15 protein-coding genes are annotated in these 14902 nt (G+C 73.6%); 5 read left to right on the top strand and 10 right to left on the bottom strand.

Going from position 1 to position 14902, the window contains the following annotated elements; all coding sequences use genetic code 11:
* Positions 1–54: 54 nt before the first annotated feature.
* On the top strand, positions 55–894 hold the full coding sequence (locus tag KMS84_RS16900) for an SURF1 family protein (protein WP_256917053.1): 840 nt from the start codon (positions 55–57) through the stop codon (positions 892–894).
* On the opposite strand, the gene KMS84_RS16905 is transcribed toward KMS84_RS16900, so the two are convergent.
* From KMS84_RS16905 to KMS84_RS16920, 4 genes are all read right to left on the bottom strand, one after another.
* A complete protein-coding gene (locus tag KMS84_RS16905; RefSeq protein ID WP_256917054.1) occupies positions 864–1892 on the bottom strand; it encodes a hypothetical protein in 1029 nt (342 codons plus the stop codon). The genes KMS84_RS16900 and KMS84_RS16905 overlap by 31 nt on opposite strands.
* A 128-nt stretch (positions 1893–2020) precedes the next feature.
* The gene (locus KMS84_RS16910) at positions 2021–2713 is read right to left on the bottom strand and encodes a SigE family RNA polymerase sigma factor (RefSeq protein ID WP_256917055.1); all 693 of its coding nucleotides are present in this window, start codon (positions 2711–2713) and stop codon (positions 2021–2023) included.
* Positions 2714–3067: 354 nt separating this feature from the next.
* On the bottom strand, positions 3068–4126 hold the full coding sequence (locus KMS84_RS16915; RefSeq protein ID WP_256917069.1) for an aspartate-semialdehyde dehydrogenase: 1059 nt from the start codon (positions 4124–4126) through the stop codon (positions 3068–3070).
* Positions 4126–5403: an aspartate kinase gene (locus KMS84_RS16920; RefSeq protein ID WP_256917056.1), complete on the bottom strand. Its 1278-nt coding sequence runs from the start codon at positions 5401–5403 to the stop codon at positions 4126–4128. Before KMS84_RS16920 ends, KMS84_RS16915 begins: the two co-directional genes overlap by 1 nt.
* A 334-nt stretch (positions 5404–5737) precedes the next feature.
* Here KMS84_RS16920 and KMS84_RS16925 point away from each other — a divergent pair, with 334 nt between their 5' ends.
* A complete protein-coding gene (locus KMS84_RS16925; protein WP_256917071.1) occupies positions 5738–6466 on the top strand; it encodes a sulfite exporter TauE/SafE family protein in 729 nt (242 codons plus the stop codon).
* Between the two features lie 13 nt (positions 6467–6479).
* On the opposite strand, the gene KMS84_RS16930 is transcribed toward KMS84_RS16925, so the two are convergent.
* The 3 genes from KMS84_RS16930 to KMS84_RS16940 all read right to left on the bottom strand — a co-directional run bounded on the left by KMS84_RS16930 (position 6480) and on the right by KMS84_RS16940 (position 8170).
* Entirely contained in the window at positions 6480–7145 is a 666-nt protein-coding gene (locus KMS84_RS16930; RefSeq protein WP_256917057.1) for a DUF5063 domain-containing protein, read from the bottom strand.
* Complete coding sequence (recR, locus tag KMS84_RS16935) at positions 7138–7737, bottom strand: recombination mediator RecR (RefSeq protein ID WP_256917058.1); 600 nt, start codon at positions 7735–7737, stop codon at positions 7138–7140. Before recR ends, KMS84_RS16930 begins: the two co-directional genes overlap by 8 nt.
* Before the next feature lie 91 nt (positions 7738–7828).
* Entirely contained in the window at positions 7829–8170 is a 342-nt protein-coding gene (locus KMS84_RS16940) for a YbaB/EbfC family nucleoid-associated protein (protein WP_256917059.1), read from the bottom strand.
* Positions 8171–8524: 354 nt separating this feature from the next.
* Here KMS84_RS16940 and KMS84_RS16945 point away from each other — a divergent pair, with 354 nt between their 5' ends.
* Positions 8525–9262, top strand: a complete 738-nt coding sequence (locus KMS84_RS16945; RefSeq protein WP_256917072.1) for an SLATT domain-containing protein — start codon at positions 8525–8527, stop codon at positions 9260–9262.
* Between the two features lie 30 nt (positions 9263–9292).
* Here KMS84_RS16945 and KMS84_RS16950 read toward each other — a convergent pair whose 3' ends face one another.
* The 3 genes from KMS84_RS16950 to KMS84_RS16960 all read right to left on the bottom strand — a co-directional run bounded on the left by KMS84_RS16950 (position 9293) and on the right by KMS84_RS16960 (position 12458).
* Positions 9293–11230: a serine/threonine-protein kinase gene (locus KMS84_RS16950; RefSeq protein ID WP_256917060.1), complete on the bottom strand. Its 1938-nt coding sequence runs from the start codon at positions 11228–11230 to the stop codon at positions 9293–9295.
* Between the two features lie 92 nt (positions 11231–11322).
* A complete protein-coding gene (locus KMS84_RS16955) occupies positions 11323–11781 on the bottom strand; it encodes a MarR family winged helix-turn-helix transcriptional regulator (RefSeq protein WP_256917061.1) in 459 nt (152 codons plus the stop codon).
* A complete protein-coding gene (locus tag KMS84_RS16960) occupies positions 11778–12458 on the bottom strand; it encodes a DJ-1/PfpI family protein (RefSeq protein WP_256917063.1) in 681 nt (226 codons plus the stop codon). Before KMS84_RS16960 ends, KMS84_RS16955 begins: the two co-directional genes overlap by 4 nt.
* 192 nt (positions 12459–12650) lie before the next feature.
* On the opposite strand from KMS84_RS16960, the gene KMS84_RS16965 reads away from it, so the two are divergent.
* Positions 12651–14006, top strand: coding sequence for an aspartate aminotransferase family protein (locus KMS84_RS16965; protein WP_256917065.1), 1356 nt, complete (start codon positions 12651–12653; stop codon positions 14004–14006).
* A gap of 154 nt (positions 14007–14160) precedes the next feature.
* Positions 14161–14862, top strand: a complete 702-nt coding sequence (locus KMS84_RS16970; RefSeq protein WP_256917066.1) for a GntR family transcriptional regulator — start codon at positions 14161–14163, stop codon at positions 14860–14862.
* Positions 14863–14902 lie beyond the last annotated feature (40 nt).

A 14902-nucleotide genomic window follows, 5' to 3' on the forward strand; every position in this document is an offset into this window, starting at 1 on the left:
AGAGGCTCACCCCCGCGGCGCGCGGGCCCTTCCGGGCCCCGTACCGTGGGGGGCGTGTACCGGTTTCTGCTGACGCCCCGATGGTGGGGGATCAACGTCTTCGTGCTGCTGGCCATCCCCTTCTGCCTGTTCATGGGGTCCTGGCAGCTGAGCCGGTTCGAGGCGCGGGTGGACGACCACCGTGACGCGAAGGCGCAGGCCCAGTCCGCCCGCACGGACGCCGCCCGCCCGCTGGCCGAACTGCTGCCCGTGGACAAGGCGACCTCCGGCAAGCAGGCCACCGCCACCGGCCGCTACGGCAGGCAGCTGCTGGTGCCCGACCGGGAGCTGGACGGGAAGAGCGGCTTCTACGTGCTGACCCTGCTGCGCGTCGACGGCGGCCGGGCGCTGCCGGTCGTGCGCGGCTGGCTGCCGGGCCGGGCCGACGCGGCGAAGGCCCCGGCCGCGCCCGCCGGCGAGGTGACCGTCACCGGGGCGCTCCAGGCCTCCGAGCAGCCCGGCGACGACGGGGTGAGCGCCCGGGGCGGTCTGCCGGCCGGACAGACGGCGGCGATCAGTGCCGCGTCACTGGTCAACCTGGTGCCCTACGACCTGTACGACGCGTGGATCACCCTGGACACCGCCGCTTCGGGGATGACGGCGGTGCCCGCGAAGGCGGCGTCCGACACGGGCCTCGACCTGAAGGCGTTCCAGAACCTCGGCTACACCGGCGAGTGGTTCGTCTTCGCCGGGTTCGTGGTGTTCATGTGGTTCCGGCTGCTGCGCCGTGAGGTGGAGTTCGTCCGGGACGCCCGGCTCGGGATCGTCCCGCAGGAAGCGGCGGTCGCCGGTTCGCCCGTGGTCGCCGGGTCGTCGGGGCGTGCTCAGGACGACGCCAGCACGCCCGTCCGGTAGATCGTCCCGGCGCACGCGTCCGGCACGGTCGCCTTGGCGGGCGCCGCGCCCTCCACGCTCTTGTACGACACCACGACGCTTCCGTCGGCCGTGCCGTCCTCGGTGTACAGCTGGGTCGTCGCGCCCGAGGCCGTCTCGCCGCCGGTCGTGCCGACGGGGGCGCTCGGCGAGGGGGACGGGGAGGCCGTGGCGCCGCCGTCGCCGCCGCCGGTCCCGCCGGGGGTGGGGCAGGTCTCGGCGGGGGCCCAGGCGAACTTGACCTCGTAGGCGGAGCCGGGCGCGAGGGTGAGCCGGGCGACGTCGAGGGAGGGGTCGGGCAGGCCGGCCGCCACGTCCCCGGAGGCGTGCGCCGCGACGGTGATCTTCGCCGCGTCGGCGGCGCCCTGGGCCTCGTACGTCAGGGAGACGGCGCCGCCGACGGTGCAGGCGGCGGCCGAGGAGTTCTGCACCCGGAAGGCGCCGTAGACGATGCCGGCCGCGTCGGGGACGGCGACGGTGGGTTCGGCGGCCGTCAGCTGGGCGGGCAGACAGGCGGGGGCGTCCGCCGCGGAGGAGGCGCTGGGGCCGGTGGAGGCGGCGCCGCCCGTGGACTCCTTGCCCTGACCGGAGTCGGTGGCGCCGCTCCTCCCCGGTTCACCGGTCTTGCCGGAGGAGTCGCCGACCTTGCCCGAGGAGCCGCCGTCAGGGTTCTTGCCCTGGTCGACGCCCCCTTGCGCCTGGGAGGCCTGGCCGGCGATGGAAGGGTTCGCGTCGGAGCCGCCCGCGTTCGACACGTGCAGGACGGCGGGGACGGCGGTGCCGAGGAAGAGGGCCGCGGCCGCCATGCCGACGGCGGCCTGCCGCTTGCGGGCCCGGCGGACGGGGACGGCCCGCCGCAGGTGGTCCAGGGCGCCGTCCCGGGGCTCCATCTCCTGGACGACGTCGTGCAGCATCCGGCGCAGTGCGAGCTCGTCCGAGTCGAGCCCGTCGGGGCCCTGGTCGTCGAGGCGGTGGTTCACGGTTGAGTTCCCAGCGTGCGATGGCTTCGGCTCTTGGGTGGGCGACGGCGGCTCGTGCCGCGCGAGGGGCTCGTCGCGCTCGGGACCGTCGGGGCCGTCGCGCGGGTCCCGCTCTCCGGCTGCTCCGCTCACGCCGGCTCCTCCATGGCGATGCGCAGGGCCGCGATCCCGCGCGAGCCGTAGGCCTTGACCGAGCCGAGGGAGACGCCGAGGGTCTCGGCGACCTGGGCCTCGGTCATGTCGGCGAAGTAGCGCAGCACGAGGACCTCGCGCTGGCGGCGTTGGAGGCCCTTCATCGCCTTGATGAGGGAGTCGCGCTCCAGCTGGTCGTAGGCGCCCTCCTCCGCGCTGGCCATGTCCGGCATCGGCTTGGAGAGCAGCTTCAGGCCGAGGATGCGCCGGCGCAGGGCGGAGCGGGAGAGGTTGACGACCGTCTGGCGCAGGTAGGCGAGGGTCTTCTCCGGGTCGCGGACGCGCTTGCGCGCGGAGTGGACGCGGATGAAGGCCTCCTGGACGACGTCCTCGCAGGAGGCGGTGTCGTCGAGGAGGAGGGCGGCGAGGCCCAGCAGGGAGCGGTAGTGGGCCCGGTAGGTCTCGGTGAGGTGGTCGACCGTGGTGCCGGCCGCCACGGGGGTGTCCGCGGTGTCGGCGGTGGTGGCGCCGTCACGCTGACCGGGGACGCGGGTGGGCCGCGCTGCGGGCATGGGCGCGATCACCGGCATGCCGCCGGGCGCGCCGGCGGTGCGGGGTCGTACGGCGCCACGGAGGGGCCGCAGGGCCGCGCTGCGGGGCGCGACCGGGAGTTCGAGTACCTCTGCCACGCCAGTTGGACACACTTCCCCCCGTGGGGGTTGTACGCGTCCGGCGTCTCATTCGCGTCGGCCAAGGCCCCGCGCACCCGTCTCATGTGCCCCGCTCTTCCCCTGTAACCCCAGGAACGGGCGTCCCCACGCCCGGACCACGGCCGTCCCCATACGCTGTGATCGTTCACACGTCCGCGCACACCGAAGGGTGACCGCAAAGACGCTCCCCGCCCTGCGCACGGTTGCGGGGACGGGGAGGGAAATCTTCGGATGCCAAAGGTGTCCGATACAAGTGGTTCGGACCGTCGACCGGCTCACATTGCTTGAACGATCTTACAATCCGACACAACGCCGGTCAGCGTCGTCGTTCCGTCAGGACAGCTCGGCCGCCAGCAGCTCGGCGATCTGGGCCGTGTTCAGCGCGGCTCCCTTGCGCAGGTTGTCCCCGCACACGAACAGCTCCAGCGCCGTCGGGTCGTCCAGGGCCCGCCGCACCCGGCCCACCCAGGTCGGGTCGGTGCCGACCACGTCGGCGGGCGTGGGGAACTCCCCCGCCGCCGGGTTGTCGAAGAGGACCACGCCCGGAGCCGTCGCGATGATCTCGCGGGCCCCGTCGACGGTCACCTCGTCCTGGAAACGGGCGTGCACGGTCAGCGAGTGCGTGGTGACGACGGGGACGCGCACGCAGGTCACGGCCACCGGCAGCTTGGGCAGCCCGAGGATCTTGCGGGACTCGTCCCGCACCTTCATCTCCTCCGACGACCAGCCGTCCTCGCGCAGCGACCCCGCCCACGGGACGACGTTGAGCGCGACCGGCTCCGGGAAGGGGCCGGTGTTGTCGCCGACGGCCCGGCGCACGTCGCCCGGGTGCGTGCCCAGCTCGGTGCCGGCGACCAGCGCGATCTGCTGCCGCAGCGTCTCCACCCCGGCCCGTCCGGCCCCGCTCACCGCCTGGTACGAGGACACCACCAGCTCGCGCAGCCCGTACTCGGCGTGCAGCGCGCCCAGGGCGACGATCATCGACAGGGTCGTGCAGTTGGGGTTGGCGACGATCCCCCGCGGCCGGTTGCGCACGGTGTGCCCGTTGACCTCCGGGACCACCAGCGGCACGTCCGGGTCCATCCGGAAGGCGCCCGAGTTGTCCACCACGACCACGCCCCGGGCGGCGGCGACCGGCGCCCAGTGCGCGGCGACCTCGTCGGGCACGTCGAACATCGCGACGTCGACCCCGTCGAAGACCTCCTCCGACAGGGCCAGCACCTCGACCTCCGCACCGCGCACGGCCAGCTTGCGGCCGGCCGAGCGCGGCGAGGCGACGAGTCTGATCTCACCCCAGACGTCGGCCCGCTGGGACAGGATCCGCAGCATGACCGTGCCGACCGCCCCGGTCGCCCCCACGACCGCGAGCGTCGGCCGGCGCGTTGCCGAGATCAACGCCCGGTGCCCCCGTAGACGACGGCCTCGTCGCTGTCGGAGTCGAGCCCGAAGGCGGTGTGCACGGCGCGCACGGCCTCGTTGACGTCGTCGGCGCGGGTCACGACCGAGATGCGGATCTCGGAGGTCGAGATGAGCTCGATGTTGACGCCCGCGTCGGCCAGGGCCTTGAAGAAGTCGGCCGTGACGCCCGGGTTGGTCTTCATCCCGGCGCCGACCAGGGAGATCTTGCCGATCTGGTCGTCGTAGCGCAGCGAGTCGAAGCCGATGCCGGAGCGGTTCTTCTCCAGGGCGTCGATGGCCTTGCGGCCCTCGGCCTTGGGGAGGGTGAAGGAGATGTCCGTCAGGCCGGTGGCGGCCGCGGACACGTTCTGCACGATCATGTCGATGTTGATCTCGGCGTCGGAGATCGTGCGGAAGATCGCGGCGGCCTCGCCCGGCTTGTCCGGCACGCCGACGACCGTGACCTTGGCCTCGGAGGTGTCGTGCGCGACACCGGAGATGATGGCCTGCTCCACCGGCTTGTCCCCTTGCTCGATCGGTGCACTGCTGACCCACGTGCCCTGGAGTCCGCTGAAGGACGAGCGGACGTGGATCGGGATGTTGTAGCGGCGGGCGTACTCCACACAGCGGTGGAGCAGCACCTTGGAGCCGGAGGCCGCGAGCTCCAGCATGTCCTCGAAGGCGATCCAGTCGATCTTCTTCGCCTTCTTCACCACGCGCGGGTCGGCGGTGAACACGCCGTCCACGTCGGTGTAGATCTCGCAGACCTCGGCGTCCAGCGCGGCGGCCAGGGCGACGGCCGTGGTGTCGGACCCGCCGCGCCCCAGCGTGGTGATGTCCTTCTTGTCCTGGCTGACGCCCTGGAACCCGGCGACGATGGCGATGTTGCCCTCGTCCAGCGCGGTCCGGATGCGGCCCGGCGTGACGTCGATGATCCGGGCTTTGTTGTGGACCGAGTCGGTGATGACGCCTGCCTGGCTGCCGGTGAACGACTGGGCGCTGTGGCCCAGGTTCTTGATCGCCATGGCCAGCAGGGCCATGGAGATCCGCTCTCCGGCGGTCAGCAGCATGTCGAATTCCCGGCCGCTGGGCATCGGTGACACCTGCTCGGCGAGATCGATCAGCTCGTCCGTCGTGTCGCCCATCGCGGAAACGACGACGACCACCTGGTGGCCGTTCTTCTTCGCTTCCACGATCCGCTTGGCGACGCGCTTGATGCCCTCGGCATCGGCTACGGAGGAGCCTCCGTACTTCTGCACGACAAGGCCCACGTGCGCTCCTCGCTCAGTTTGTCTCTTTTCCGCACATACGCCCTTGTACTGCGGTCGGCTCAGTCTAACGAGCGCCCGACATCCGCCTCCGGGGTGCCGCATGGTGAGACTCGCGGGCCCGCGGAGGACGTGCGGACGCCCGTCGTCGGGACTTCCCTGCCCACTGGCGGCGAACTGATAGCTGTGACTTAAGTTTCAAGCACTGTCGTGCGGCTGCGCACGCACTCCTGGGGGACCTCACCGGCCCGGGCCCGTGCGGCCCGCGCACCGGGGACGTCCGGCGCCCGGCCGGTTCTCACGGGGCGGCCGCCGCCGTCGTGTAGGCATGTACACCATGACGAGCGGGACGAGTGAGGCGCTGCTGGCGGGGATCGTGCTGCTGGGTTCCTGCGTGCAGTGGCTGACCGGTATGGGCTTCGCCCTGGTGGCCGTGCCCGCGCTGGTGCTGCTGCTCGGCCCGGCCCAGGGGGTCGTCCTGGCGAACTGCGCGGCGGGCGCGATCAGCGTGGTGGGACTGGCCGGCGGCTGGCGCCGGGTGCGCCCGGCCGCGATGGTCCCGCTGTGCGCGGCGGCCGCCTGCACGGTCCCGGCGGGCGCCTGGCTGACCCGCCGGCTCCCGCCGTCCGTCACCCTGTCGGTGATGGGCGCCCTGGTGACGGTGGCGGTGCTGCTGGTCATGCGCGGCGCCCGCGTCCCGGCCCTGCGCGGCGGCCGGGGCGCGGTCGTCGCCGGAGCGGCCGGCGGCTTCATGAACTCGGCCGCGGGGGTCGGCGGCCCCCCGATCTCGCTGTACGCCGTCAACGCGGGCTGGACGGTACGGGAGTTCGTCCCGAACGCGCAGTTCTACAGCGTCGTCGTGAACGCCTTCTCGGTCGCGGCGAACGGCGTGCCGGAGCTGAGCGGGACGCGGTGGGCGTGGGTGGGCGGCGCGATGGCGGTGGGCGCGCTCGCCGGCCGGGCCCTGGCGGGCCGCATACCCGAAGCGCCGGCACGGCGGCTCGTCCTCACCCTGGCGCTCACGGGCGGGGTCACGGCGATGGGAAAGGGACTGTGGGGACTGTGATCGGCGGGGACGGTCACCGCTGGGTCTGGCCCAGGCGCAGCGGGGCCCCGATCTCCTCCGCCATCACCCGGCCCGCCTCGAACTCCAGCGTCTCGTCGCCCAGGGGCGACTGGTCGGTGTCGAGACCGTCCAGCTCCTCCAGGGGCTGGTCCAGCCGGATGTGGGCGAGCACCGAGTGCAGGGCGCGCAGGGTCGCCGAGGCCGTGGAGCCCCAGTTGGAGAAGTAGGAGAACTGCCACCACCACAGGGCCTCGGTGGTGCGGCCGGCCCGGTAGTGGACCATGCCGTGGCGCAGGTCGGCGATGACGTCCGCGAGGTCGTCGGAGATCCGGGCCGGCACGGGCGCCTTGCGGGGCTCGTAGGGGTCGAAGACCTCGGAGTAGACGTCGACCGGCTCCAGGAGGCGGGCGAGGTTCTCGCGCAGTTCGTCCGCGTCCGGCTCGAAACCGGGATCGGGCTCGTAGCGCTCGTCGGGGACGATGTCCTCGTGGGCGCCGAGCCGGCCGCCGGCCAGCAGCAGCTGGGAGACCTCCAGCAGCAGGAAGGGGACCGCCGAGCCCGGCTCGTCGCCCTTCGCCACCTCGGTGACGGCCACCAGGAAGCTCTCGATCTGGTCCGCGATCTGGACCGCGAAATCGTCCGGGTTCTGCTCGGTCGCGTGCAGCGTGGCGTCAGACATCTAGGAGTCGTCTCCCCTCGAAGGCGCGGCCGAGGGTCACCTCGTCCGCGTATTCCAGGTCGCCGCCCACCGGGAGGCCGCTGGCCAGGCGGGTGACCTTCAGGCCCATGGGCTTGATCATGCGGGCGAGGTACGTGGCCGTGGCCTCGCCCTCCAGGTTCGGGTCCGTGGCCAGGATCAGCTCGGTGACCGTGCCGTCGGCCAGCCGCGCGAGGAGCTCCCGGATCCGCAGATCGTCGGGACCGACCCCCTCGATGGGGCTGATCGCGCCGCCCAGGACGTGGTACTTGCCGCGGAACTCGCGGGTGCGCTCGATCGCGACGACGTCCTTGGGCTCCTCCACCACGCAGATGACGGCGGGATCGCGGCGGCTGTCGCGGCAGATGCCGCACAGCTCCTCCTGCGCCACGTTGCCGCAGGTCGCGCAGAAGCGGACCTTCGCCTTGACCTCCAGGAGGGCGTGGGCGAGGCGCCGTACGTCCGTCGGCTCCGCCTGAAGGATGTGGAAGGCGATCCGCTGCGCGCTCTTGGGACCGACGCCGGGCAGCCGCCCCAGCTCGTCGATGAGGTCCTGGACCACGCCTTCGTACAACGGACTGCCGTCCTTCCTGGGGTTCCTTGCCGTACGTACGGTAGTCGGCCGGGGCCGGTCCGCGTAAGGGCGGACCGGCACGCGGCCCGGGTCAGAAGGGCAGACCCGGGATGCCGCCGCCGCCCAGCCCCTGGGTCAGCGGGCCGAGCTTCTGCTGCTGGAGGGCCTGCGCGTTGTCGTTGGCCGCCTGGACGGCCGCGACGACCAGGTCGGCGAGCGTCTCGGTGTCCTCCGGGTCCACGGCCTTCGGGTCGATCCGCAGGGCCCGCAGTTCGCCCGAGCCGGTCACGGTCGCCCGCACCAGGCCGCCGCCCGCCTGGCCGTCGACCTCCGTGTTCGCCAGCTCCTCCTGGGCACGGGCCAGGTCCTGCTGCATCTTCTGGGCCTGCTGGAGCAGCTGCTGCATGTTGGGCTGGCCACCACCGGGAATCACGATCAGCTCCTGGGTCTACGACGGTCGGGCGTTCCTGCGAGCGGTTTCCACCCCGCTCGGCACGAGCCTACGTGGTCTGTGCGGGTGTCGCCCCAGCACTCTTTCGAGTGAGTTACGTGGGCGGTCTATACCTGATCAAGGCCCACTTCCAGGCGTAAAAGCGAGGAAACCTTCCTCTCAGCCACCCATTGGGCGGTAGGAAAGGTCCCGCGCGGCGGCATCGGTGTCGCGGGGGTCACGCGACGTGACCGGCCGGGACGGTCGCCGTCGTCGGGCCGGGCCGGCGTCATCGGGATCGGTCGGGATCCACCGATCGGGATCAGTAGGGAGTGCCGGGTGGTTCAGCAGCCGGAGATGCAGCCCGAGGGTCCGCCCCAGGACGGGCGGGGTGAGGGCGCGGCCGGGCTGCGGCCGGGCGACCTGACCGGGCGGGCGCTGCCGCTCGGGGACTGGGGCGAGCCCGCGGATCGGCTGGACGAGCTGTACCGCTGGGTGGAGCGCGGCGCGCTGGAGACGGCCGCCTGGTACCTCGGCGACCGGGTGTGGAAGCGGCGGGTCGCGCGGGTGCTGCGCGCGGGGGCGGCGACCGGGGCGGTGTGCGGCGCCGCGCTGCCGCTGCTCGACCTCACCCGGGTGCTGGGCGAGGTGGCTCCCTGGGGCTATCTGGCGCTGCTGCTGGCGGTGTCCTGTGTCGCGGTGGACCGGTTCTTCGGGGTGACGTCCGGCTGGATGCGGGACGTGGCCACCGCGCAGGCCGTGCAGCGCCGGCTTCAGGTGCTGCAGTTCGACTGGGCGTCGGAGAGCGTCCGGGAGGTGCTGGGCCCCGCCGAGGGCACCGCGAGCGAGGCCGCCGAGCGGTGTCTCGCGGTGCTGCGACGGTTCTCCGAGGACGTCACGGACCTGGTGCGCACCGAGACGGCCGACTGGATGGTGGAGTTCCGGGCCGGTCCGACGCCCATGGGCATCCAGGCGGCGATCGCCTCGGCCGGCCGGCCGGACGTGGGCGGCGGGGGCCCGGGCCGCTTCCCCTCCCCGCCCGGGGTGAACGCCCGCCCCAACATGCCCCGCCAGCGGCCGCCGGAGCCCCGGTGAGCGGGCCGGGCCGGGGTCGCCGGGCCGGGCTCAGCGCCTGGTGTAGGTGAGTTTCTCGCCCGTCCCGGTGTTGACGCGTTCGAGCCTGCCGTCGGCGAGGAGGGTGACCTCGGAGGCGGCGCCGGGGCTGCACGAGGAGAGCGGGCGGCCCGCGGTGACCTTGGAGGGTCCGATCCGCAGCGGCCCGTCGGCGCCGGGCAGCCGGGTGAGGGCGGCGCTGAACTCGCAGTGGTACGACTCCCCGTCGGCGACGAGGGCGAGCACGGCGTCGCCGACCTCGCCCTGGGTGATGGTCAGCCGGCGGGTGTTCGTCCCGCTGTCGTTCTCGATCGTGGTCGTCCAGCCGCCGAGGAAGGCGGCGGGCACCGCACCGGCCGAGGAGGACGGGGACGGGGAGGCGGACGACGCCCCGGACGCGGACGGCGAGGGCGTCCCCGCCGAGTCCCGCGCGGAGGGCGAGGCGGAGGACCCGGCCTCCCGGTTCCCGCCGGACCCGCCGCCGTCGCCGTTCATGAACGCGTACACCGAGCCGCCCGCGGCGACCGCGACCACCAGGGCGATCAGGACGAGCAGCAGGGTGGTCCGGCCGCTGCGCCGCGAGGGCTCCTGCGTGCCGGGGTCGGCCGGCCCGTACGGGTCGTACGGCGGCGCGGCCGCGCCCGTGTCGCCCTGGGCGTAGGGGTTGTACGGCGCGGGGATGCCGGGGGCCGCGGACCAGCCGTCCGTCGGCCCGGACCCGGGCGCGGGCTGCGGGTGCTGCTGGGCGTGGCCGTACGCGGGGTGCGCGGGCGCGTCCGCGCCCGGCGGGGGCGCCTGCGTCGGGATGCCGTCGGGGCCCGCGACCAGGGTGCGGCGGGGGTCCGGCGCGGGCAGGTGGCCGCGCGGCCCGGAGTGCTCCTCGGCGGCCGCCGCGCCCGCCTGCCGGTGTCCGGACCGGGCGGCCGGGAGACCGCCGGCCGGACCGCTCCCGTCGGCCGGGTCCGCGGAGCGGCCGGGGTGGGCGGGGCTATCGGGGTAAGCGCGGTGCTCGGAGGTCTCGGAGTTCTCGGGGTCCTCCACCTCGAGGAGCCGCACGGCGTGCCGGCCGAGCTGGGCCACCAGCGCGCTGGGCAGCCAGGGGTCGCGGGAGCGGCCGTCGGAGACGGTGTCGTCGACCCCGGTGAGCTCCAGGACGCGGACGAGGGAGGGGCGGGCGGCCGGGTCCTTGCGCAGACAGGCGCGGACCAGGTCGGCGATGCCCTCGGGGACGCCCGCGAGGTCCGGCTCGTCCTCGGCGATGCGGAACATCAGCGCGTGCGCCCCGTCCTCGCGCGCGCCGAAGGGCAGGGCGCCGGTGGCGGCGTAGGCGATGACGGAGCCGAGGCAGAAGACGTCGCTGGCCGGGGTGACCCCTTCGCCGCGCACCTGCTCGGGGGCCATGAAGCCGGGTGAGCCGATGACCGCGCCGGTCTGGGTCAGCCCGCCGTCCGCGGCCACGCTCTCCAGCGCCCGCGCGACGCCGAAGTCGATGACCCGGGGCCCCTCGATGGTGACCATCACGTTGGACGGCTTGAGGTCGCGGTGGACGATGCCGGCCGCGTGGATGTTGGTGAGCGCGTGGGCGAGCCCGGCGGCGAGGATGCGCACCGACCGCTCGGGCAGCGGGCCGTGGTCGTGGCTCACGACCTGCTGAAGGCTCGGCCCGGCCACGTAGCCGGTGGCCACCCACGGCACGGCGGCCTCGGTGTCCGCGTCGAGGACGGGCGCCGTCCAGAAGCCGCCGACCCGCTGGGCGTTGCGCACCTCCTGGCGGAAGCGCGCCCGGAACTCCTCGCGCGTGGCCAGTTCGCGCCGGACCAGCTTCACGGCGACCGTGCGCCCCCGGTCCGAGCGGGCGAGGTACACCCGTCCCATCCCGCCCGCGCCCAGCCGCGCGAGCAGCCGGTAACCGCCGATGCGCTGCGGGTCCCCGGGGCCCAGCTTCTCCATCGCAGCGCCGCCTTTCCGCCACATGTGTGATCGAGACATGTGTGTGGAGGCGAGAATAATCCGGCCGTTCGGGGGATAGGGCGGCGCGGTGTCTACGGTTGCGTAACAGGCGGCTCCAGCCCGTCCAGCACCTTGGACAGGCGTTCCAGGACGTGGACGGCCTCGGCGAGCTCCGCCTCGCCGAACTCCCTCGCCAGCCGGTCGGCGAAGGCCGCGTGGCCGGGATCGATCGCGGTGACCGCGGCCCTGCCCCGCCCGGTGGGCGCGAGCAGCTTGGCGCGCCGGTGGGCCGGGTTGTCCCGGTACTCGGCGAGGCCGCCCTCCACCAGGAGGTCGGCGATGCGCTGCACGCTCTGCCGGGTGATGCCCATGGCGCGGGCGATGCCGGACACGGGAAGCGGCTCGCGCAGCACGGCGCCGAGCACCTGCCAGCGGGCGGCGGTGAGGCCGCCGGGCCGGGCCAGCTCCTCGGCGACGGCGAGGAACTGGCCGTTCAGCCGGAAGACCCCGAGGGCGCTGCGGCTGAGCAGTTCCTGGCGGGGGCGGCTCACCGGCCGGCCGTCGCCTTCTCCAGGTCGGCGTAGGCCTGCGGGTCGGAGTCGTGGAACAGCCGGTACCAGGCGTCCAGGCTCTCGCCCTCGTAGACGCCGAGGAGCCGCAGGATCTCGCGCGCGAAGGCGACGGGTTCGGTCGGGCCGGCGGTGACCAGGGCGCCGCCGCCCACCGCGTCCGCCGCGCCCTCCCCCGCGTCCGTCACCGCGTCCGCCTCGACGTAGCGTGCGCCGCCGCCGTAGCCCGTGGCGGCCAGGTGGAACGAGGCCGCGCCGGTGTGGTCCCGCTCGTCGAGCAGGCCCTCGCGGGCGAGTCCGGCGGTGGCGCCGCAGATCGCGGCGACGGGCACGCCGGCGTCCAGGAAGGCCCGCGCGGCCCGGGCGAAGGGGGCCAGGTCGTCGGTCGCGTCCCACAGGTCCGCGCCCGGCAGGATCAGCAGCGCGCTGTCCTCGGGGCGCAGGTCGGCCAGGGCGAGATCGGGCCGCACGCGCAGGCCGCCGATGCTGACGACGGACTCGCGGGTGGGGCCCACCGTCCTGATCTCGTACCCGGCGCGGGCGAGGTACGCCGTGGCGTGACCGGTCTCCCAGTCGGCCAGCGAGTCGTAGACGGCGAGATGCACGGGCAGGCGTCCGCCGCCGTCACCGGGTCCGCCGCTCGTGGCTGTGCGGGTCATGGCTCCTCCTCGGACGGGAACGGGTGGAACAGATGACAGTATGCTGACAGTTGGACAGAATGCTGTCAATGGCGGGCTCCCGGGATCGTCGCCCGGCGGCGCCCACGCCCGACAACCTGTCGCGTTATCGGCCCGTCCACGGAACAGGACGCCGATACCGCTTCCGCATCGCGGACATTTACGCTCACCGGCATGACCCCTCAGACCGATCCCCGGGCCGGCGCCGCCGTGAAGGCCGCGGACCGCGCGCACGTCTTCCACTCCTGGTCCGCCCAGGAGCTCATCGACCCGCTCGCCGTGGCCGGCGCCGAGGGGTCGTACTTCTGGGACTACGACGGCAAGCGCTACCTCGACCTCACCAGCGGGCTCGTCTACACCAACATCGGCTACCAGCACCCGAAGGTCGTCGCCGCGATCCAGGAGCAGGCCGCGCACCTGACCACGTTCGCGCCCGCCTTCGCGATCGAGGCCCGTTCGGAGGCGGCCCGGCTGATCGCCGAGCGGACCCCGGGCGACCTGGACAAGATCTTCTTCACCAACGGCGGGGCGGACGCCGTCGAGCACGCCGTGCGCATGGCGCGGCTGCACACCGGCCGGCCCAAGGTGCTGTCCGCCTACCGCTCGTACCACGGCGGCACCCAGCAGGCCGTGAACCTCACCGGCGACCCGCGCCGCTGGGCCTCCGACAGCGCCACCGCCGGGGTCGTGCACTTCTGGGCGCCGTTCCTGTACCGCTCCCGCTTCTACGCCGAGACGGAGGAGCAGGAGACCGCGCGGGCGCTGGAGCACCTCGAGACGACCATCGCCTTCGAGGGCCCGGCGACGATCGCCGCCCTCATCCTGGAGACGGTCCCGGGCACGGCGGGCATCATGCTGCCGCCGCCCGGCTACCTGACCGGCGTGCGCGAGATCTGCGACCGGCACGGGATCGTGTTCGTGCTGGACGAGGTCATGGCCGGGTTCGGCCGCACCGGTGAGTGGTTCGCGGCCGACCTGTACGGCGTGACGCCGGACCTGATGACCTTCGCCAAGGGCGTGAACAGCGGATACGTGCCGCTGGGCGGCGTCGCCATCTCCGGCGCGATCGCCGAGACCTTCGCCAGGCGGCCCTACCCGGGCGGGCTGACCTACTCCGGGCACCCGCTGGCCTGCGCGGCCGCCGTCGCGACGATCAACGTCATGGCCGAGGAGGGCGTCGTCGAGAACGCGAAGCGGCTGGGCGCCTCCGTGGTCGGTCCCGGGCTGGCGGAGCTGGCCGCGCGGCACCCGAGCGTCGGCGAGGTGCGCGGCGTCGGCATGTTCTGGGCCGTCGAGCTGGTGAAGAACCGCGAGACGCGCGAGCCGCTGGTGCCGTACAACGCCTCCGGCGAGGCCAACGCGCCCATGGCCGCCTTCGCCGCCGCCGCCAAGAAGGCCGGGGTGTGGCCGTTCGTGAACATGAACCGCACCCACTTCGTGCCGCCGCTCAACGTCTCCGAGGCCGAGGTCAAGGAGGGTCTCGCCGCACTGGACACGGCCCTCTCGGCGGCCGACGAGTTCACCGGCTAGCGTCCCTCGCCGCAACGGTCCCGGGGCCGTCCCGGGGCCGTCCCGGGGCCGTCGCGCACACGGGGCTTGATTTCGTCGAACGCGTAAGGTGGCGTGCTCGTACATAACGACGAGCACACCATTCTCCGCACCCGACGAGGGAGACGCCTCGACCATGCCCGGCAGCACCGGCAACGGCGCCGTGACGCGCAGCACCCTGCGCCAGCAGATCGCCGACGCGCTCCGCGACGAGGTGCTCGGTGGCCGGCTCCAGCCGGGACAGGCGTTCACGGTGAAGGAGATCGCCGAGCAGTACGGCGTCTCCGCGACCCCCGTGCGCGAGGCCCTCGTCGACCTCTCGGCGCAGGGCCTGCTGGAGGCCGACCAGCACCGGGGCTTCCGGGTCCCCCGGTACTCGGTCGAGGACTACCGGGGCATGCTGGAGGCCCGGAGCCTGATCATCGAGGGGATGTTCGTCGCCTTCGACGAGGGCCGAAAGGGCCACCAGAACTTCGAGGAGCCGCGGATCGCGGCCGCCATCGCGGGGGTGCGCCGGCGCGGCGAGGAGGCCCAGCGGGCCGCGGCCGCCGGCGACCTCACCGTCCTCATCGGCTACGACCTGCGCTTCTGGCGCGAGTTGAGCGCCCTGTTCGGCAACCCCTACCTCGCCGACTTCCTGCACCGGCTGCGGGTGCAGTCCTGGGTGTGCACGGTGCAGCACCTGCGCCGCCTCTCCGACCTGCGCGGCTGCCTGTGGTCCGGCCACACCGAACTGGTCGACGCCCTGTACGCCCGCGACACCGGCACCGCCCGCGCCATGCTCGCCGCCTACAACGACGAATCCCTCGGCCTGATCGAGCGGCTGGCGGCGCGGTGAGCCGTGCGGACGCCCCCGGCACCCGCCCCGCGCCCCGCAC

The sequence above is a fragment of the Streptomyces hilarionis genome (genome assembly GCF_024539675.1).
GTDB classification, from domain to species: domain Bacteria; phylum Actinomycetota; class Actinomycetes; order Streptomycetales; family Streptomycetaceae; genus Streptomyces; species Streptomyces hilarionis.